Here is a 20583-nt window from a genome sequence, read left to right on the forward strand (position 1 = left end):
CCCGGCCGGTACTCCACCCGGGCCGCGCCGCATGGGATACTCCCCCCGTGATCAGGGCGGCAGGGGCGGCGGAAGCGGAAACGCCGGTTCGTGAGGGGATATGGCGACCGCACAACGCGCTTCGGCTGCTCATCGGGCTGCTGATCGCGATCGGCGCGCCGCTGGGCGCCACCACCCTGGTTCGCCACGGGATCATCGGGGAGTTCCCTTCCCTGCTATACGTGGTCTGTATAGTGGCCGCCGCGCTCGTGGGCAGGCTGATCGCCGGCGTAGCCGCGGTGCTGGGCTCGGCATTCCTGATGACCGTCTACGTGGTCGGGCCGGGCACTTCGATTGTCAAGACGCTGCAGGGAAACGTCGTCGACTTTGCGGCCTTCGTCGGCCTGGGCATCATCGTGGCGGCGCTGATCGCCCGTACCGACCGCGCGCTGGCACTGGAGCAAAGAGCGCGCAAAGCCGCCAATGTCGCGCAGGAGCGCCTTTCGCTCATCTCCGAAATCAGCGCTATTCTGGCCAATTCCTTCGAGCTGACCGCCAATGTGGACGCCGCCTGCGCGGCGATCGTGCGCCGCGGCGCCTGGGAACAGGCCTTGGTTTTCACCCACGATGGGGAGAACATCCGCTTTCTTGGCGGCGCCCAGCCCGATCGCCGGCAAAACGGCAAACGCCGCTCGGAGGAGACCGCCGATCTGGTGTCGGCCGCGCTGGAAACGCGGCGCATTCACACCCTCGACCGCACGACGATAGGCCGCCGAGTCGGGCGATTCGGCGCCGTGCGCTACAAGTCGGGCCTGGTCGTGCCCCTGCTCAACAACTCCGACAGCGTCGGCGGGCTGGTGCTGCTGGACAGCTCCCGAGCCCGCAGTTACAGCCCCATCGACCTCGTTTTCGCCCAAGAGCTCGGCGAGCGCGTCGCCCGCGCCCTGGACAACGCCCGCCGCTACGAGCACCAGGTGCACATCGCCCACACCCTTCAGCAGAGCCTGCTGCCCAAGTCACTGCCGTCGATACCCGGGCTATCGATCAATGCCCGCTATCAGGCCGGCACCGGAACCGAGGTGGGTGGCGACTTCTATGACGTGTTTGGTTTGGACGCCAACACGTGGATGGTGGTGATCGGCGACGTATGCGGCAAAGGCCCGGAGGCGGCCGCGGTCATGACCATCACCCGGGCTACCCTGCGCGCCTTGGCTTTGCACGAGCGCAGTCCGCAGCGGCTGCTGGCGCTGCTCAATGAGGCCCTGCTGGCCCAGGTGCCCGATCAGCGCTTCGTCACCGTCTGCTGCGCCACCGTCCACATGTCGGCCAAGTCCATGCGGCTGACCGTGGCGCTGGCCGGACACCCGCCGCCGATGGTGCGCCGCCGCGACGGCCAGATCGAGCCGGTCAAGGTCGCCTACGGCCCGCTGCTCGGAGTGTTCCCGGAGGTGACCCACGCCGAGGCCACGGTCGAGGTGGGCGAGAAGGAAGCCGTCGTCTTCTACACCGACGGCATCGAGACCCGCGAGCTGACCGCCGAGGATTCCGCCTTGGCACTGCTGCAGGAGCACGGGGCCAACCCGGTCGACCAGATCGCGGAACACTTCACGGCGAAAGCCCGGGCCGCGCAGAACGGTCACCGCGACGACCTGGTGGTGCTCACCTTCGAAGTGGCTGGCAGGTCCTAGCCGTGCGCTGGCGGCCAAGGAGTTCACCCGGCAATCCGCCGACACCGCGGAATTGCCAAGGGGGAGCTCCAAGGCCGCATGGCCGCGCGGCGCTGATCAGCCTGATCTCCGCCGAGGCCATCTCCAATGTGGGCAGCCGGATGACGTTGTTCGCCATCCCCTGGCTGGTGCTGGTCACCACGGGCAGCCCGGTTCAGGTCGGCCTGGTCACCGCGGCCGAGACGCTGACCTACGTGATCAGCGGGGTGCTGGCCGCACCGTTGCAGGACAGGCTGGGCGACCGGGTCACCTCCATCGGCTCCGATCTGGGTAGCGTCGCCGCATTGGCCGCGATCGCCCTGTTCGGCCAGACCGATTTCACCCTCTTGATGGTGCTTGCGGCGGTGCTGGGAACGCTGCGCGCGCAGGCCGACCGGTCCAAGGTGACCATGCTGGCGCCGATGATGGACGTGGCCGGCGCCGACTACGCCCGGGTGGCGGCCATTCGCGAGAGCGTGTTGCGCAGCTCGACCCTGCTCGGCTCGGCCCTGGCCGGGGTGGTCATCGTCTTCTTCGGCGCCATCGGCGGCATCTGGATCGACGCGGCGTCCTTCGCCGTCGCTGCCGTGCTGGTCAAAATCGTTGCCGCGCCACCGGTTGCCGTGGCCGAGGAGAAGCCGCCCTACTTCGCCGCGCTCAGCGAGGGCTTCGCCATGTTCCGCCATGACCGCCTGCTGCGGGCGGTGACCGGGATGCTGTTCTTCACCAACCTGTTCAACCAGGCCAGTACGGTGGTCTTCATCCCGCTCTGGGTGTTGTCCAATATGGACGATCCGGCCGCGCTGGGCGCCGTCGCCACCGCCTACGCCGTGGGCATCATCGCCGGCAGCTTCGTGGTCGCATGGCTGACGCCGATCCTGAAGCGCTACCCGATGCTCGTGACCGGCTACCTCATCGGCGGCGCGCCACGTTTCCTGGTGCTGGCGCTCAGCGACAACCTGACCGTCGTGGTGGTCGTCTGGCTGGTCTCCGGGATCGCCATGTCCTCACTCAACCCGACCGTCGCCGCCATGGTCTACCACCGGACGCCGAAGAAGATGCTGGCGCGCGTCGGCGGCATCATCACCGCGGTGGCCTTCGGCGGCGTGCCGCTGGGCGGCATCATCGGCGGCCTGCTCGTCGAGTCGCTCGGCCTGGTCGACGCCATCCTGATCGCGACCGCTGCCTATTTCATGGCCAGCCTGAGCCCGGTCTTCGGCTATCACCTGTGGCGTGAGATCGACGACAGCGCGCCCAAACAAAAGCAGCCCTGGATCGGGCAGGTACTGGCCGGCCTGCGGATCACCTTCCGCTACGTGGGCGGCGAGTGGACCCTGTCGGTCTGGCGGCGCGGGCGATGGCTCGGCAAGCATTCCGTCGAGGCGAAGATGGCCGTGAACGCTTTGGCCCGGCTGGAAACCGAGCAGGTGCACGCCGCGCTGAACGAGGTGCTGCACCACGATCGATCGCTGGCCGAGGCGCAAGTGCGCAAAGCGCGACAGCGCATCGAAGCATTTGGGCAGTATGCTGCTGACGGTGGAGTCAGCTATCCTTACTCGCCCCTCGAACCTCGCTGAGCTGCCGCTGACCGCGTTGCAGACGCGCTGGTGGTTCCTTTGCACCGCCTACCCGGGCGGTTCCTCTCCCTTGGTCGGCCTGGTTCACCGCATCCGCGGGCCGCTTGATGTCGACGCGTGGCGGCGCGCCATAGACACCATCGTCAACCGCCACGAGATCCTGCGCACGCTGTTCCTCGACCGGGGCGACGGGCCGGTGCAGATCGTCGGCCCGGCCGAGGGCCTGCCGCTGGAAATCCTCGACCTGCGTGACGTGCCGGCGGCGCAACGCGAGCAGGCGGCCCGGGATCTGTTGCACGACAGGCGAAGTCTCTCCCTCGACCTGCAACAGGGGCCGCTGGTGCACTCGTGCCTGATTCAGCTCGGCGACGAGGATTTCGTCTGGTCCATGACGATCCATCACATCCTCTCCGACGGGTTCTCCCTGGCGGTCATCGACCGTGAGCTCGCGGCGCTCTACCCGGCCTGCCGCGACGGTTCGCCGGCCGAGGTCGCCGAGCTGACGGTGCAATACGGCGACTTTGCCCTGTGGCAGTCCACTTCGGACACTTCGAAGGAAGAGGAGGACAGGGCCTATTGGCGCGAGCAGCTGGCTTCGGTACCCCCATTGGAGCTTAAAAACTCGTTGCCGCGCCCGGCCCAGAAGGGCGCGCCCGCCGCGGAGATCGGCTATGTGATCGGCGACGATCTGGTTAGAGCCATCGACGCGCTGGCCCGGGCCACCCGGTGCAGCCGGTTCGTCGTGCTGCTCGCGGCGTTGAACGTGCTGCTTTCCCGCTTCAGCGATCAGCGCGACTTCTGCGTCGGCATCCCCATCGCCGGCATCGGGCGCACCCGCCCAGAGCTGGCAAAGCTGGTGGGGCTGTTCAACAACGCGCTCGCCCTGCGGGCCCGGCTCGGCGACGAGCAGACCTTCAAAGACGTTCTGCTGGGTACCAGAGACGTGGTCTTCGACGCCCTGGACCACCAGGATCTGCCCTGGGGAGAGGTGGTCGCGACGGTGCAGGCGCCCCACGAGCCGGGCCGCGCGCAGGTCTTTCAGGCCATGTTCCTGCACGACGACGTCGAGGTGGCCAGCCGCCTCGAGCTGGCCGGGCTGGTGGTCGAGGAGTTCCCGCTGCCGATCCCGCGCATCCTGCACGACATCATGGTCTACGCCCGGCCCGCCCGCGGCGGCCTGGGCATCCGGTTCGTTTACGACACGGCCTTGTTCACCCCGGAGACGATGGCCGCGCTGGGGCGAGATTTCGAAGCCCTGCTGCGTGAAGTTGCCGAAGAGCCAGCTTGTCCAGCTTTCCCAGCGCGGTGAGCGGAAGCTCGGCCACGATCTGCACGGTCCGCGGGGCCCAGAGCTCGTTGAGCCGGGCCACCGCCCACCGGCGCAGCTCGTCGCCGGTCACCGCGGCGTCGCCGATCAGCTGAACGTAGGCGTGCACGGCCTCGCCCAGCTCGGGGTCGGGCACGCCGATCACAGCTGATGCCGCTACCTGCGGATGCGCGTTGAGGGCATCCTCGACAGTGCGCGAGTAGACGTTGGTGGAGGTCAGCCCGGTGACAATCATGTCCTTGGCGCGGTCGACAAGATAGAGATAGCCGTCGACATCGAAATATCCGAGATCGCCGGTGCGCAGCCAGCCGTCCACGAGGGTCTGCGCGGTCAGCTCGGGCTGGCCCCAGTACCCTGACATCATCAGCCGGGCGCTGGCCCACACCTGCCCCACCACCCCGGGCGCAACCTCCTGCCCGGCCTCATCGCGAATCTCGACCCGGGCCGGCGCAAGCGGCTTGCCGCAGGAGGCGAGCCGCTGCGGATGCGCCGGATCGTGCTGGGCGCTGGAATAGGCGGCGATGAGCGTGATCTCACTCATTCCGTAGGCGGGCAACAGCACCGGCCCGAACCTGTCGATCGCCTGCTGCAGGCGCGATGGCGCGATCGCACTGCCCGCACAGGCGAGCATGGCCAGGCTGGAGGTGTCGGTGGCGGCCAGAGCCGGATGGTCGAGCAGCCGGTAGAGCATGGGCGGCGGCAGGGTGGCCACGGTGATGCGCTCGCTCTGCACGGTCTGCAAGAACCCGGCGGCGTCGAAACGGTCGTGCTGCACCAGGGTTCCCCCGCTGAACAGGGTGATCAGCGCCGCGGCCTGGGAAGAGGAGTGCCAGAACCCGGCGACCGCAAGCTGGCGCAGCGGCGGCCCGCCCGCGGCGCGGGTGCGCTGCGCGCTGGCGAGGACGTTGCCGAAGAAGTCGTGCCGGTGGTGCACCAGCTTCGGCCGCCCGGTCGTCCCGCCGGTCTGAAACAGCGACTGCGGCTCACCTTCCCCTCCGAGCACGACCTCTCCGGCCGGATGCCAGGTCACGTCGGGCTCGGTGAGGTGGTGGGAAACCTGTGCCATGGCAAGGAAATCGGCGCGCTGGCTGGGCGGGGCGTTGCTGGCGATCCACGCCGAGCGGCAGCCCAGCAGATGCAGCGCCAGCTGGGCGACGACCGCTTCGGGGGTGTTGCCCGCCGCGACGCCGACCGCGTCTCCGGGGCGGATTCCGTTGCGCAGCAAGCTCGCCGCGGTGGCGTTGACTGCCGTGCGCAGGTCGGCATAGGACAGCCGGCGCGAGCCGTGCACTATCGCCTCGCCGTCGCCGTAGCCTTCGAACAGCGCCAGGCCTTCGTGCACATAGCTCACTTGGCCGCCGCCTGCAGCTGCGCGACCTTGGCCGCCATCTCCCGCACGGTCGGGGTGTCGAAGACCGAGCGCATCGGCAGCCGCACTCCGTACACCTCACGGACCCGGGCCACCAGCTGAACCGCGAGCAGCGAGGTGCCGCCGAGGTCGAAGAAGTCGTCGTCGGCACGCACCCCGTCGACGCCGAGCAGCTGCACCCAGATGGCGCTCAGGCCGCCCGCATCGTCCTGCGCGGTGGGCGCTTTCGGGGCTGCGGGCTCGGGTTGCGCCGTCAGGTCCGGGTCGACCCAGTGGCGAGTGCGCTCGTAGGGATAGCCGGGCAGTGGCACCCGCCGTCCGTTGCTCTCCAGTCGCACCTCGAGGCCGTGTGTCCACAGCTGACCGGCGGCCAGCAGCGGGCTCGGCTGAAGGGCGATCGGTTTGGGGGCGCCCTTGGCCAGGTACAGGTGGGCGAACCGGCTGAGCTGACCGGCTCCGCAGTCCACCACGACCCCGGGCTCGCTCAGCGCTTCGCTCAGACACTGTCCGAACAGGACGGTGGCCTGGAGATAGGCCGCCCAATGATGGGGGTCGGCCGGCACCGCTGTGCCGGTGACGGTCGACAGGTAAGGCCTTTGCGGTGCGCCGGGCCGGGCCTGCGCCACCGCTAGCCCGAACTCCTCGGCGATCCCCTTGTCCGGCAAAGGATGGCGACCCGGCATCGGGCGGGCCGTGATGCCCTCGATGGCGAGCTGGGCCGCGAATTCGCCGATCGCCTCATCGTCGCCGCAGACCACGCTGGCCGCGGGTCCGTTGACAGCGGCCAGATGCAGCCCGCTGGGCAGGTGGAAGCGGTCGGGTGCGGCCGAGATCCCCAGCAGCACCCCGGTCGGCGCCGTCGCCAGCAGCCGCTCCCGCAGCTGCGCCAGCCGGGCGCCGGTGGCCTCATCGAACACCCCGGCGGCGGTGGCCGCGACCAGCTCGCCCACCCCGACGCCGATCAGCGCCGCCGATGGCGCGCCGAGGGACTGCCACGCCCGCAACGCGTCGGCGAAGGCAACCTCGCCGGGGAACAGGACCACCAGCCGCGGCGGCGTTGCGGACGCCACCCCGGCATGGCGCTTTCGGGCCTCGCGCAAGGCGACCGCCGCGCTTGCGGGGTGGTCGGCGACCACCGCCACGCGATGCGGATACGCCACGCGACCCACCCGCAAGGTGTGCGCCACATCGCCCAGATCTGCCACAGCCGTGTGCTCGAGGTGGGTCGCCAGGCGCTCCACCGCCGCCTCCAGCGCCTTCGCCGAGCGGGCCGAGACCTGAATCAGCTGCTCGGCGGGCGCAGCTTCGGCGCTCGCCCGCACCGGCGTGTGTTCCTCAAGCACCACGTGGGCGTTGGTGCCGCCCACGCCGAAGGCGCTCACCGCGGCCAGCCGGGCGGTGTCGCTTTCCCAGGACGCGAGCGCGGCGTTGACGTAGAACGGGCTCGACGCGAAATCGAGCTCCGGATGGGCCACGGCAAAGCCCGCGGTCGGCGGGATCATCCGATGCTCCAAAGCGAGCACAGCCTTGATGAACGACACCACCCCGGCGCCCTGGCTCAGGTGGCCGATGTTCGCCTTCACCGAGCCGAGCGCGCACCACTGGCGTTGCGCGGTGCCATGGCCGAACACGGTTCGCAGCGCTTCCACCTCGATCTGGTCGGAGATCGGGCTGCCCAGGCCGAACGCCTCCACGTAGCCCACCTCTTCGGGGGCCACCCCGGCCATCGCCAGCGCGGCGGCGATCACGGCCACCTGTCCCTGCACGCTGGGCGCGGTGAAGCCAGCCTTGGCCGCACCGTCGTTGTTGATGGCGTTGCCGCGGATCACCGCGTGCACGTGGTCGCCGTCGGCCACCGCGTCCTCAAGCCGTTTCAGCAGAACGGCTCCGCCGCCGCTGCCCCACACCGTCCCGGTGGCTTCCGCGTCGAACGGGCGGGCGTAGCCGTCCGCGGATGCGCCGGCTCCGTCCCGGTACCGGTAGCCGCGTTCGGCGGGCAGCTCGATGTTGGTGCCGCCGGCCAGCGCCATGTCGCACTCACCCGCGCGCAGCGCCTCGGCCGCAAGATGAATCGCCACCAGCGAAGTGGAGCAGGCGGTGTAGACCCCGACGCTCGGCCCGCGCAGGTCGAGCTTGTGCGACACCAGGGTGGTGAAGGTGTCGGCATGGTTGCCGATGCCGAGGGTGGTGTGGTCGAAAAGCGACATCACCTCCCGGTTGCGGTAGAGGTGAAGCCAGCGATAGGCCTCCATGCCCCGCCCGCCGTAGACGGCGATGTCACCGGCGAAGGTGGCCGGGTTCCAGCCCGCGTTCTCCAGCGCCGCATGGCACAGCTCGAGGAAGAGGCGGTGCTGCGGATCGGCCAGCGAGGCTTCCCGCGGCGTCATCCCGAACAGGCCCGCGTCGAAATTCTCCATGTCGTCGAGCAGGTAGGCGGCCGCCACATAGTCCGGGTCGTCCACCTCTCCGGCCGGCGCACCGGCCGCCAGCATCCGCTCACGGCTCAGCTGCGTGCGCGCCTGTACACCGGCGGTCACGTTGCGCCAGAACCGGTCCAGGTCGCCCGCACCCGGGACGCGACAGGCCATCCCGATCACCGCGATGGGTTCCATGGTGTCTAATGCCTCTCTGTGCCTGAGGAATTGCGGCTCAGCCCCCGGTCGCGACGGGCCGCGCCGCGGCGGGCCGCGCGCTGCAGCAGCTCGTCGACGCCGTCGCGGTCATCGCCGTCGAGATGGCGGGCCAGCGCGCGTACGGTGGGATGGCCGAACAGGTCGACCAGGCGCAGCTCGCGCCCGGCGAGCTCGCGCAGCCGCCGCTGGACCACCGCCATCGCCAGCGAGCCGCCCCCGACATCGAAGAAACTGTCGGTGACGCCGACCTCGGCGCGGCCGAGCACGTCGCACCAGATTCCGGCCACCGCCTGTTCGGTGGGCGTCGCGGGCGGCACGAAAGCGCTTGGCACCACTTGCTTTCGGCGCGCCCGTGGCACCGGGGCCGCGGCCACGGCGGCCGGTTGCGGCGGCTGGCCTGTGGCGAGTACCTGCACGATGCTGTCCAGCAGGCCCGTCATGCGCGCCGGGCCGAACAGATCGGAGTTGTACACCACCTCCAGGCGCAGCCTGCCGTTGCGCTCTATGCCGTAGAGCGTCAGCTCGAAGGGAGAGCCGGGGGCGGGCACCTGCACCGGCTCACTGCGCAGACCTGCGAGCCGCAGCTCGGGCGCCTCGAAGTTGAACATGTTGAACAGCACCTGCACCAGCGGGGTGCGCTGAACCTGACCGGACAGGCCCAGCTGCGCCACCAGCCGCTCAAGGGGCGCTTCGGGATGCGCCAGCGCGGCGAGCAGCTCGTCGCGCGCCGCCCGCACCTGCTCGGCGAAGCCGGTCTGGGCGCCGACCCGCAGCCGCAGCGGCGCGATCTCGATGAAGAAGCCGACCATCTCCTGAAACTCGGCCAGTCTGCGATCCACCATGGGGGTACCGATGACAACCTCGTCCTGTCCGGTAATCCCTCCCAGCACCGCGCCGAAAGCCGCCAGCAGCACAGCGGGCGCGGTGGCGCCCTGCGCGCGGGCCAGCCGATGCACCCCGGCGGTGGTCTGCTCGTCGAGGACCACAGCCGCCTGCGCCGCGGCGAAAGTCAGCTCCCGCGGCCGAGGCCGATCGGTGGGCAGGTCGATCACAGCCGGCGCACCGTCCAAATGCGACAGCCAGCGGTCCACGTCCGCTTCCAGCCGGCCACGCTGCCGCTGCACCCGATAGTGCGCGTAGTCGGCGTAGCTGGCGCCCAGCGCGGGAAGCTGCGCCGGCCGGCCCTGCGCCGCGGCCGCGTAGGCCGCCGCCAAATCGTTGTACAGCAACGATTGCGACCATCCGTCGAAGACGGCGTGGTGCAATGTCAGGCTGAGAATGTGTTCCTGCGGCCCGAGCCGGATGAGCCTGGCTCGCCACAGCCGGTCACGGGTCAGGTCGAAGGACTCCCGCGCCCACTGGGCGAGCATCACCGTGGCCCGATCCCGATCGGTCTCGATCACGGGAAGAATGATCGGCGTCACCGGATCCTGAACGGCTTCCGGCCGGCCGGACGAGTCGGTGATGCGCCAGCGGAGGACCTCCTGGCGTTCGGTGACCGCAGTGAACGCCGCCTCCAGCGCGAGCAGGTCCAGCGGGCCGGTGAGGCGCTCCGCGATGGCCACGTTGTAGGCGGTGGCCGCGTCCGGCGAGTACCGGTCCAGGAACCAGAGCCGTTGCTGCGCAGGCGAAAGCGCGGGCGGCCGGTACCCGGCGACCGTGTCGGGCCCGATAGCCTCAGCGCGCGCCACCCGCTCGGCGATGCCGCGCACGGTCCTTCCGAGCAGAACATCTTCGATAGCTACATCGCGCCCAAGCCGCGGCCGAAGCTCCGCCACCAGCCGCATGGCCGTAATCGAGTGCCCCCCGCAGTCAAAGAAGTCGTCGTCGCGCCCAAAGTCGCCCTCCCCCAGCAACTCCCCCCAGACCTGCGCCACCGCCCTCTCCTCCGCACCAACAGGTCCCCCACCCCGCGGCACCACCGCCTGACCGCCCAGTGCCGCCGCAGCTTCGGCACGGCCAAGCTCTGCCCCTACCGCGCCGCCCCGGCCTTCCGCCCCCGCCTGACCGCTCAGCGCTGCCGCGGCTTCGCCGCGAGGCCCTGGTCGGGGCGGCAGGGCGGTGAGTAGCTGGTCGAGGTCGACTTTGCCGGTGCTCAGCAGGGGTAGTTCGGGCACTACGTGCACGCGGGCCGGGACCATCGCGGAGGGCAGCAGCCGCCCGCAGTGGTCACGGATCTCCTGTGGCTCAGCCGTTGCGGTGACGAAGGCGATCAGCTGACCGGCGTGGAAGGCCACCGCCGCATGCTGCACGCCAGAGTGACCGCGCAGCACCGCCTCCACCTCGCCCAGCTCGACCCGCTGACCGCGCACCTTCACCTGCCGGTCGGCCCGGCCCAGGAAGGCCAGGGTGCCATCGGGTTGCCACGCCACCAGATCGCCGGTGCGATAAACCCGGGCCCCGGGCTGGAAGGGATCCTCGATGAACCGAGAAGCGGTCAGCGCTGGATCGTCCAGATAGCCGCGGGCCAGGCCCGGCCCGCCCGCCAGCAGTTCACCCGGCTGCCCCGTGTCGACCAGCCGGTTGTCCTCGTCGACGACGTAGGCGCGATGGTTGGCCGCGGGCGCGCCGATCGGCAACGGCCTGTCCCACTGCCCGCTCGCCTCGAACCAGGTGACGAGCACTGTCGCCTCGGTGGGCCCGAAAAGGTTGAGGAACCGGCGTTGCGGGGTGGCCCAGCGCGCCACCTGCTCCGGGCCGGGCGCCTCGCTTCCGGTCATCACCACGCGCAGCGTGGGAAGCTGTGCCGGGTCCAGCACCGGCAGCAGCGCGGGCGGGAGGAAGGCCGCCGTGATCTCGTGCTCGCGGCAGAACCGTTGCAGGCGAATCGGATCCGCCCGGTCCGCCGAACCGGCGAGCATGACCGCCGCCCCGGCCGCCAGCGGCGCGAGGATGTCGATCACCGAGGCGTCGAACCCGATCGAAGCCAAGGCCAGGCAGCGGGTGTCGCTGTCCAGCCCGGCCATCGCGGCCAGGCTGGTGACGAATTCGGTGAGCGCGTCGTGTTCGATGACGACGCCCTTGGGGCGTCCGGTCGATCCCGAGGTGAACATGACGTAGGCGACGTTGTCCCGCGCGGCCGGGCACTCCTGCTCGGGCGCGGGCGGCCAGCCCGCTATCGGCAGATCAGCGCCGACAATGGTACCCAACGAAGCCTCAAAAGCTATGGCACGCAAGCGATCAGGGGGCAGCGACGGGTCGAGCGGCACGTAGCCGCCACCGGCCGCGAGCACCCCGAGCAGTCCGACGATCATCGCGGGCTCCCGGTCGGCGCGCACCCCCACCAGCACCTCCGGCCCGACCCCACGCTCCCGCAGCGCGGCCGCCAGCCTCGTCACCGATTCGTGCAGCTCGCCGTAGGTGACGACGTGGTCCCACTGGCGGATCGCCACCGCCGCCGGGTCGCGGTGGGCATGTGCGGCCACCAGATCCGGCAGCCGCCGGTCCGGATAGTCCAGCGCCGGTCCATGGGCGATCATCTGGGGCCTCCCGGCTCAGGGTCGCGCAACGTCATTCGCAGCTCGCTGAAGTAGCGGCGGCCCTGGGCATCGGACACCCACGCCTGCTGCGGCGTGGGCAGCATCTCGCTGAGCACCAGCGGCACGTCGTCGCCACCGGCGCTGCGCACCATCGCCACGAAGGAGGCGACCGAAGCCGGGCCGGTGAGGTCGACGTAGACCGGCTTGGACTCGTTGCCCAGCTTGGCGAATATCCGCTCGGGCAGGCCGAGGCGGTCGCGCCAGGCGCGCACGGCGAGATAGCGCTGGGATTCTCCGGCCGCCGGCGCGAGGCCGGTCTCGCCGACCGTGGTGCGCCACGTCTCGCGTTGCACCACCACGCGATCGATGGTGACCCGCGGCGTGTGCGGGCCGGCCGGAATGAGTTTGAACGCGTCGGCGGCCATGGCCGACAGGAAGGGGCTGAACAGCTCGGTCAGCGGCCAGGTCCGGCCGTCCGGGGCGCTGGCCAGCAGGCGATCGTCCACCACCGAAACCGTGAGCGCGGCCAGCGGCAACAGGTTCTCCGCCGGGGCAGCCGGAGCGTCCGCGTAGACCAGGCTCGTGTCGCCGGGCCCGGCCAGGACGGGTGCCAGCCGCGCGGTGAATTCCGGATAGTCAGGCGGATAGCGCAACACCACGCGGTCGCCGACGTCGCGTTGCACCGCTTCGCGAAGCGCTTCCAGCCGTGGGTGGAAACGGGCGAAGACCTCGGCATCGCAGGTCAGCCACGCCACATGCAGCTCGCCGAGCACGGCGGTGAAATCTCCGCGCGCCAAAGCCTGCGCGTCTTCAGCGCACAGGTGAATGTCCGGGCTGTGCAACCTGGCCGTGCCCCAGCCGGGTGCCGAGGCGGGGAACAGCTCCTCCACCGCCGTCTGCAGGCGCGTGACGTTGACCTCTATCCGGCTTGCGGTCAGGTCTGCCCCGCCGATCGCCTGCCACCACCGGCGGGTGAACTCCGCCATGATGTCCTCGGGCAGCTTACGGGTCAGCATGATTCCGTTGGCCAGAAAGGACAGCTCGCTGAGCTGGATCGCCCCGCCGGCTTCGTCATAGAGCTCGCGCGCGGTCGCCAGATAGGCCTCAGCGATGGTCGCGGTGAGCCACCGCGCCGCGTGCAGCACCGGCCCCAGCGCCGCCAATCCGGCGCGCACCTGGGGGCCGAACACCACGTCGAGGTCGCGAACGGCGTCTTCGTAGACCACCGCACGCCCGGCATAGGTCGCGCCCGGGCGGTGTCTGGCCTGCATTCCGGTGACGGCTGTGTATTCCAGCTCCAGCCGGGTCAGCCCCGCCCGGATGGCGTCGGGGTCCCCTGCCGCGCAAGCGATTTCGTCGCGGGCCGCGGTCAGCCTTTCCAGCGCGGCGAGCGCTTCGGAACGCAAGCCGGGCTCGCCGAGGGCTTCCAGGCTGCCGCGCAAGTGTTGAAGCGCCGTTTTGTCCTGCGGCAGATCCGGCCCGCGGCGCAGCAGGCCCTCCCCCACCAGCTGATCGATCAGCAGGTGCGCGTCGGCCTCCTTGCGCAGCCCCGATCGCGGCTGTGCCACCGCAAGCGCCGCCACCTCCGCGGCGGTGGCGCCGACCCGGGTCAGGGCGAGGATGATGGCGGCCGCAGGGGAAAGGCGTTGCGCAGCGGCACCGGTGCGCAGCAGGAGGTCTCCGTCGAGGGCGAGCTGTGGCGGCAGCACCAGAGCAAGCCACGGCTGGAAGCGAGGGTCTGCGGCCAGCTTCCTCACGAAGGCGGTCAGCGCCCGCCACTCGAATTCGACGACCCTTTCCCGGAGCAGATCCGGGCCGCCTGACACGTGCCCGGCCGAGCCGTCGGGCGCAAAGCCGGCCCAGCAGACCGGGCCGAAGAAGCCGATGGTGTCGTTCTTGGCGCAATAGCGTTGCCAGTAACGGGTTACCACAATCTCACGGGAACGCAGCCGGTAGTTGCGGCTGGCTTGCGGGCCTGTCCGCAGCAGGCCGTCCAGCGCTTCCAATGAGTTCAGGCTCTGCCAGGTCACCGCCTCGCGAAAGAGCGGATCGGCCGCGATCCGGCGCAGCTGTTGCGCCGCCTCGCCGGTGGCCGCCTCGAACGCCGACCGGTAGGCGGAGGCATCGACCAGCCCGGCCAGATACTCGTCCGCAGCCTTGGCACAGTCAGGCGCGGCAAGGCGGTCGAGCCCGTCAGCGGGAAAGCCGGCGGTGCGCAGGATGGCCGAAGACCAGAGATGCCAACCTGTTCCGGGCAGCTCGAGCAGCCCGTCCGCGGTCATCGCCACTCCTCGATCCAGCAGCGGGTGCGACGCCACGCGGTGCGGGCCGGGATCTCCCGCCGGATGCAGCTGCGCCCCGGCGCCTGTTCCACCAGCACGTGGGCGTTGGTGCCGCCGAGCCCGAACGAGCTGACACCGGCCCGCCGCGGCGCGGGCCACGGGGCCGGCTCGGTGGTCACGGTGAACTTGGCCCCGCTGCATTCGACATCGGGATGCAAGCCGGTGAAGTGCAGGGTCGGCGGGATGACCCCCTCCCGCACGGCGAGCACGGTCTTGACCAGACCGACCACGCCGGCGGCCGCGTCGAGATTGCCGAGATTGCCCTTGACCGAGCCGAGAACGGCCCCGGTCACGCCCTGGCCGGATACCGAGCCGAAAGCACGGCTCAGCGCCTCGATCTCGATGGCGTCGCCGATCGGGGTCCCGCTGCCATGGCCTTCCACATAGCCGATGTCGGCCGGGTCCCAGTCGGCGCACGCCAGCGCCTCCGCGACCACGGCCGCCTGGCCGCTGACCGCCGGAGTGGTGAAGCCGGCCCGGGCCGGGCCATCGTTGTTGACCGCCCATCCGGCAAGCACGGCATAGATGTGGTCGCCGTCCTCGATCGCGTCGGCGAGCCGCTTGAGCACCACCGCGGCGCCACCGTTGCCGAACACCTGGCCGCTGGCCGCGGCGTCGAACGGCCGGCAAACCCCGTCAGCGGCAAGGGTTCCGCCCGTCCAGCCGGTCTGCCGGGTGGACGCCACGGCCGCGCCGCCCGCCAGCGCCAGATCGCAGCGATAGTCCAGCAGGCTCTGCGCCGCCTGGCAGACCGCCACCAGCGAAGAGGAGCAAGCGGTCTGCACCGCGACCGCGGGCCCGGTCAGCCCCAGCGTGTAGGCGACCCTGGCCGGCAGATAGTCGGCCGATCCGGTCGCCAGCAGCTCGTCCCAGGCGCTGGGCGGGGCATCCGCCGCCAGCACAGCCGGATTTCCCAGCAGATGATGTCGCTGGTACCGGTTAGCGCCGCACCCCGCGAACACCCCGATCTGGGCATCGGTCCCGGCCGGGTCGCAGCTCGCGTCCTCAAGGGCCCACCGGGCGACCTCCAGGAAGATGCGGTGCTGCGGATCCAGCAGCTCGGCCTCGTCCTGCGCCATCCCGAAAGCGGCCGCGTCGAAGTCCTCCAGCCCATCCAGCCGGCCGAACCCGTGCTCCCCCACCGCGTCGGCTCCATTGCACAGGTTGCGCCACAACGCTTCCGGATCCTCGGCCCCCGGCACCCGGCAGGCTATCCCGACCACCGCGATCCGTTCCTCAAGCGAGCTCATGCCATCGCCTCCCGCTCTCGGCGATCAGTTGCGGTGAAGGCAGGCTGCGCAGGCGCATGCGCTCGGCCGCGCTGGCGCATCCGCTCGGTGAAGGCGAGCCGGGTCATGACCGGGCCTTGCGGCGCTGGCGCATACGCTCGGCGGCGCGCCGGGCGGCCTCGTCGGCGCTGGAGGTGTCGCTGGTGAGGTGATCGGCGAGCGCGGCGACGGTCGGGAACTCGAACAGGCGCGCCAGCGGCAGCCGTCGGCCCAGCGTCTCTTCGAGCCGCTTCTGCACCAGGGCCATCTGCAGCGAATGCGCCCCCAGCTGGACCACGCTGGCCTGCCGGTCGATGGCGCTCAGGCCGAGCACGTCGCACCACAGATCCCCGATCACCCGCTCCAGGCCGGTTCCCGGCGCGGCCGTGATCTGCGCCGCCGGCGGGGCTGGAAGCGCTGCCACGTCAAGCTTTCCGGTCGGGCCCATGGGCAGCGCCGGCACCGTGACGATGACGCGCGGCAGCATGAAGTCGGGCAGGCTCGCCGCGAGTTCGCCGCGGATCGCGGCGGGGTCGAGCGCCGAATCCGGCGCGGGCACGGCATAGCCGATGATCTCGGTCTCGCCGGTCGCGCTCGGGTGCGCCACCACCGCGGCGTGGGCGACCCCTTGCGCCGCAGCCAGGTGCGCTTCGACCTCGCCCAGCTCCACCCGGTGGCCGCGGATTTTCACCATCCGGTCGGCGCGGGCCAGGAACACCAGCCGGCCGTCGGGCAGACGGCGGGCCAGGTCTCCGGTCAGATAGGCGCGCCTTTCCTGGTACCCGACAAAACGTTGCGATGTCAGGTCTGGCTGCTCCCAATAGCCCAAGGCCACATGCTCGCTTCGCACGAGCACCTCACCGGTCAGGCAGACCGGCCGCCGGGCCGCATCCACGAGCACCACGTCGACGCCATCGAGGGGATGCCCGACCGGCATCACCGCACGGTCGAGCGCCACGTCACGCGGCACGTGGTACTGCGTGATGAAGCTGATTTCCGTTGCGCCGTAACCGTTGACAAAGAGCACGTCCGCCGCGCACCAGGCGCGGGCGAGCTCCGCGTCGTGCCGGGTCACCTCTTCGCCGCCCAGCAGCACCACCCGCATGTCGGGCAGCGCCTGCTGGATCGCCATCAGGTACCTGAACACGGTCGGCGTCGAGTGGTAGATGCTCACCCGATGCCGGGTCAGCCGCTGGGCGAGCTGCCCCAGCCCCTCGGATCGGATGTCGACCGGCACCGCCGCCGCGCCGGAAAGCAGCGCCCCGAACGTGTCGGTCACCGCCATGTCGTAGCCGAAGGAGGTGAGCACGCTGGTGCGGTCCTCGGGCGTGATCCGGAAGCTGCGCACATGATTGGCGATGCTGAAAAGCACATTGCGATGGCTCTGCACCACGCCCTTGGGCTTGCCGGTCGAGCCCGACGTGTAGAGCAGATAGGCCGGATCGTCCAGCTGCGCCGGGCCACACAGTTCTTCGCACTCGAACGGCTCGCCAGCGTGTCCAATGTGGACTATCCGGGCTTGCGGTGCCAGCTCCCGCGCCAGGTCCTCGTGAGCGGCGTCGACCAGCACGGCGTCGGCGCCGCTGTCGGCCAGGATCGCGGCCAGGCGCTGCCGCGGGAAGGCCGGATCGAGCGGCACATAGGCACGCCCGGCCGCGAGCGCGGCCAGGAGCCCGACAATCGCGTGCGGCCCATGCTGGCACAGCAACGCGACCGGCCCTGCCCCGCCAAGGTCGCGGGCGGTGCCGGCCACCGCCGAGCCGAGCTCGCGATAGGTCAGCGCCACTTCGTCGGTCAGCACGGCCACCCGGTCGGGGTGACGCGCCACGGTCGCCGCGAAAGCGCTAGCCACGTTCGGATGGGCAGGCTCGAAGGCCGGCAGCTCGCGCCGCCGCTCGTAGTGGGCCACCGGCAACAGGTCCACAGTGGACTGTTGGGGGCCGTCCGCCATCGCGGTCAGCATGCTCACCAGGTCGAGCGCCATCGGCTCGGCCAGTTCCGCATCGCAGTCCAGCCGCACCTGCCAGCATTCGCCCTCCTCGGTGAGCAGATGGGCGGCGGGCAGGGCGCAGGCGCGGGCCAGCGTGTCGGCGATGCTGGCGTCGGAGCTCAGACCCAGCCCGAAAGCGTGGGTGTCGCCGGTGTAACGCCGGCGCAACAGGGCCAGACCGGTCAGCGCCACCGTCTCGGCCGGCACAGCGCAGGCGCGCGCCAGCTCGGCGAGGCGGGCGGACAGGCCCGCATCGAGAGTCACCGCAACCATCAACGGCCACCAAAGATGGCCGAGGCGATGTCTCGGGTGCTGATGACTTCGGCATCGGGCGCCAACGGCGCATAGTCCTGTGCCGTATAGCTTCCTGAGCCGTGGATCACGATCTCCACCCCGGCCGGGACGAGCCCGCGATCGATCGCGTTGAACACCCCGGTCAGCGCCATCACCAGTGACCACTCCCGAAGCTGGGCCGGGTCCTGCGGCAGCGCGACCGAGGTGGCCGCGAACCACTCCCGCAGCAACGGATAGCGTTGCAGGCACTCGCGGCGCGACACCACAATGCCGTCCCCGCCGAAGCGGCCGATCAGATTGTTCATCGCCGGCGAGGTCACCGGGGCGTGCGTGTAGAAGGTGGGGTCGAGCACCTCGGCCGGATCGTCGGTGACCGCCGGGAAATGCGCATCGACGTCCTGCTCCCACCCCCCGGTCACCTCGTTGGCCCGATAGGTGGGCAGGTAGTCACGCGAGAAGCTGCCGTGGCGAAGGTTGAGGACCATGTCCGGCGTGCCCAGGTGTTGCACCAGAAGGAAACCCGGCCTGGTCGACACGTCCGCCGCGCCGGAACCCTCCAGCACCTCACGGCCGAGGTTGTAGCCCAGCAGACCGAAGGCGCTGGACACCGAATGGGCGTGCCAGCGCGGCCCGGCGGCCGGGCTGACGTCGGCCTCGAACGCGGCCCGCGCCGCATCCGCGACGAGATAGTTGTTCAGCGCCAGCGAGAACCACAGGTTCACCCCGTGCCGGTCGCGGGCCTGCTTGGCATATTCGTCGACGAAGGCGCGCCCCAGCGCCTTGACCGCCTCCGGCTGGGCGCTGTCCAGGGACAGCAGCGGATTCAGCTTGCGCAGCACCGGATCCGCGGCCAGGGCGTCGTGGCGGAACTTGGCCCGGGTGGACGAGGGGGCAAGCACCACAATGGACAGTTGCTCCGGCGTCACCAGGCCGGCCGCGATGGCGCGGGCGACCGCGTCGCGCAGGGCGATGCCCTTGTTCGCCGACGTGGGCGTGAACAGGCAGACCGGCTCGCCGGTGGCGCGGATGAACTCGACCGCGCGCGCCACGATGAGCATCGAGGCGAAGGTCTTGGTGGTCCGGGTGCCCGGGTTCTGGGTCAGGTCCAGCATCTGCAGCCGATGTCCGCCATGCTCGCCCAGCTCCCGCCAGACCGCGGTGGCGGCCTCGAAGAACCGCAGCACCTCCTCGTCCAGGCTCGGCAGCGCGAAACCCGGGGCGAATTGGGCAGTTCCCGGCTCGCCCCCCGCGGAGGCGCCGCACAGCTGAGCCGCCGCGGCGATCACGTCGTAGTAGTCGACGATGAGGTTACGCGTGGGCGGGGCAATCGTGGTTGGTGTGGCGAGCATCGCCGCTCCTTCTTGGGGGGTGTGAGCAAGGGCGGATCAAGCGGCGGCGGGTTGCGCCAGCCGCAATTGGTGGCGCAGCGAGAGGAGCTGGTCGCCCACCTCGTCGAGCGCCTCAGCGGGCCAGCCCGCCGCGATGTCAGGCAAGTACCGGGCCAGTTCCTCAGCGGCCCCTGGGGTGTAGCCGACGTGGCCGTCGCGAACCGATATCCCGTCCCGTTCCCCGGCCCGGGTGTTCCATTCGACGGCCTGTGCCTGGCTCACCCCGGCGGGAAGGTTGAGCCGGATTTGCCCGTCCTGCACCAGGACCGGGTACCCGCCGGGCAGCCCCAGCGGCCCCGGCACGCTGGTGTGGGCCGCCTCGCCGCGCAGGAGATCGGCGAGCAGGCGGGCGGCAGCGTGACCGGCGAGGTCGTTGAGCTCTTGGCGCGGCAACGCCCGGTAACCGGCCAGCAGCCCGGTCACCGTCGGCATCGGGCTGCCCGCCAGCCAGGCGCGCGCCTCCTGGTCCGGCTCCCGCGGGCCGTCGAGGTGGGCGTGGTGCGCCAGCACGGCCAGCTCCCGCTGCCCCGGCAGGTTGAGCGCCGCCTGCAGACAGGCCGCGAGGGTGGCCACATTCCCGATGCCGCAAAGCACCCGCAGCCCCAGCGCGTGCAGCAGCGGGTTCACCGCGTCGGGGAAACATCCGTTCACCAGCAACGTTTCCGGACTGACCCGGCTCAGCACGCGGGCCAGCCGGGCGGCTATCCGCGCCTGCAGCGGAAGGGTGAGCCCGAAGCCACAGCGCCCGATCAGCTCGGTCCACCTCGTCGGCTGGGTGCGCTTCTCGTACGGGGACTGCTCGGAAGCACAGCACACCACCACCTCCGGCCGGACGCGGACGAGCACCTCCTCCGCGTCGTCGAGGGCGAACCCGTCGAAAACGGTGGAAGTTCCGCTCACCCGGGCCACCACCGCGCTGGCTCGGGCCAGCTGCGCCGCAGCAGCGCCGTCGCGCGCGAGCACGCTGACGCTGGCCGAGCCGAGCTGGCTTGCCAGTGAGCGGCACAGCGAGCGGGCCAGCCGCCCGCTACCCACCACCACAATGGAATGACCGGATCTCTGAAACGTGGACAGCACTATGGACCACATGCTCCCGCCGCATGCTTATGGAATACCGCCTTTTTCCAGGCCCCCGAGGCGGCTTCGGAGATTGTGCCACTCAAATTCATCGAGTGGTAGGTGCTGTCAAAGCCCCGACTCGTCAGCGAGCTTCCAGCTGGACGTGTTTACG

The 20583-nt window shown here is 70.5% G+C and carries 11 protein-coding genes; 3 read left to right on the top strand and 8 right to left on the bottom strand.

The genetic code is table 11. The features are described 5' to 3' along the window. Positions 1 to 47: 47 nt before the first annotated feature. Genes Rhe02_RS35215 through Rhe02_RS35225 form a run of 3 tightly spaced genes read left to right on the top strand, consistent with a single transcriptional unit; the run spans position 48 to position 4571 of the window. A complete protein-coding gene (locus tag Rhe02_RS35215; RefSeq protein WP_203912779.1) occupies positions 48 to 1667 on the top strand; it encodes a PP2C family protein-serine/threonine phosphatase in 1620 nt (539 codons plus the stop codon). Between the two features lie 2 nt (positions 1668 to 1669). Further along, positions 1670 to 3262: an MFS transporter gene (locus tag Rhe02_RS35220; RefSeq protein WP_275412670.1), complete on the top strand. Its 1593-nt coding sequence runs from the start codon at positions 1670 to 1672 to the stop codon at positions 3260 to 3262. After that, complete coding sequence (locus Rhe02_RS35225) at positions 3222 to 4571, top strand: condensation domain-containing protein (RefSeq protein WP_203912781.1); 1350 nt, start codon at positions 3222 to 3224, stop codon at positions 4569 to 4571. The genes Rhe02_RS35220 and Rhe02_RS35225 overlap by 41 nt, the downstream gene beginning before the upstream one ends. Here Rhe02_RS35225 and Rhe02_RS35230 read toward each other — a convergent pair. From Rhe02_RS35230 to Rhe02_RS35265, 8 genes are all read right to left on the bottom strand, one after another. Then, on the bottom strand, positions 4474 to 5940 hold the full coding sequence (locus tag Rhe02_RS35230; RefSeq protein ID WP_203912782.1) for a class I adenylate-forming enzyme family protein: 1467 nt from the start codon (positions 5938 to 5940) through the stop codon (positions 4474 to 4476). The genes Rhe02_RS35225 and Rhe02_RS35230 overlap by 98 nt on opposite strands. Further along, positions 5937 to 8570 (bottom strand): type I polyketide synthase, encoded by a 2634-nt coding sequence (locus Rhe02_RS35235; protein ID WP_203912783.1) that lies wholly within the window; start codon positions 8568 to 8570, stop codon positions 5937 to 5939. Before Rhe02_RS35235 ends, Rhe02_RS35230 begins: the two co-directional genes overlap by 4 nt. A 5-nt stretch (positions 8571 to 8575) precedes the next feature. Next, positions 8576 to 12070, bottom strand: a complete 3495-nt coding sequence (locus Rhe02_RS35240; RefSeq protein ID WP_203912784.1) for a non-ribosomal peptide synthetase — start codon at positions 12068 to 12070, stop codon at positions 8576 to 8578. Next, positions 12067 to 14352: a lantibiotic dehydratase gene (locus tag Rhe02_RS35245; protein ID WP_203912785.1), complete on the bottom strand. Its 2286-nt coding sequence runs from the start codon at positions 14350 to 14352 to the stop codon at positions 12067 to 12069. The genes Rhe02_RS35240 and Rhe02_RS35245 overlap by 4 nt, the downstream gene beginning before the upstream one ends. Further along, positions 14349 to 15662, bottom strand: coding sequence for a beta-ketoacyl [acyl carrier protein] synthase domain-containing protein (locus Rhe02_RS35250; protein WP_203912786.1), 1314 nt, complete (start codon positions 15660 to 15662; stop codon positions 14349 to 14351). Before Rhe02_RS35250 ends, Rhe02_RS35245 begins: the two co-directional genes overlap by 4 nt. A 103-nt stretch (positions 15663 to 15765) precedes the next feature. Beyond that, entirely contained in the window at positions 15766 to 17943 is a 2178-nt protein-coding gene (locus tag Rhe02_RS35255; RefSeq protein WP_203912787.1) for a non-ribosomal peptide synthetase, read from the bottom strand. Next, entirely contained in the window at positions 17943 to 19313 is a 1371-nt protein-coding gene (locus Rhe02_RS35260) for a DUF6002 family protein (RefSeq protein ID WP_203912788.1), read from the bottom strand. The genes Rhe02_RS35255 and Rhe02_RS35260 overlap by 1 nt, the downstream gene beginning before the upstream one ends. Positions 19314 to 19349: 36 nt before the next feature. Beyond that, on the bottom strand, positions 19350 to 20441 hold the full coding sequence (locus Rhe02_RS35265) for a potassium transporter TrkA (RefSeq protein WP_203912789.1): 1092 nt from the start codon (positions 20439 to 20441) through the stop codon (positions 19350 to 19352). Positions 20442 to 20583: the final 142 nt, after the last annotated feature.

Origin of the sequence: Rhizocola hellebori, assembly GCF_016862955.1 — a bacterium.
Lineage (GTDB): Bacteria > Actinomycetota > Actinomycetes > Mycobacteriales > Micromonosporaceae > Rhizocola > Rhizocola hellebori.

Bases quoted from the DNA above. Each gene is read 5' to 3' on its own strand.
- Rhe02_RS35255 (WP_203912787.1), bottom strand. From the start codon at position 17,943: ATGGTTGCGGTGACTCTCGATGCGGGCCTGTCCGCCCGCCTCGCCGAG.
- Rhe02_RS35235 (WP_203912783.1), bottom strand. From the start codon at position 8,570: ATGGAACCCATCGCGGTGATCGGGATGGCCTGTCGCGTCCCGGGTGCG.
- Rhe02_RS35250 (WP_203912786.1), bottom strand. From the start codon at position 15,662: ATGAGCTCGCTTGAGGAACGGATCGCGGTGGTCGGGATAGCCTGCCGG.
- Rhe02_RS35245 (WP_203912785.1), bottom strand. From the start codon at position 14,352: ATGACCGCGGACGGGCTGCTCGAGCTGCCCGGAACAGGTTGGCATCTC.
- Rhe02_RS35260 (WP_203912788.1), bottom strand. From the start codon at position 19,313: ATGCTCGCCACACCAACCACGATTGCCCCGCCCACGCGTAACCTCATC.
- Rhe02_RS35240 (WP_203912784.1), bottom strand. From the start codon at position 12,070: ATGATCGCCCATGGACCGGCGCTGGACTATCCGGACCGGCGGCTGCCG.
- Rhe02_RS35265 (WP_203912789.1), bottom strand. From the start codon at position 20,441: ATGTGGTCCATAGTGCTGTCCACGTTTCAGAGATCCGGTCATTCCATT.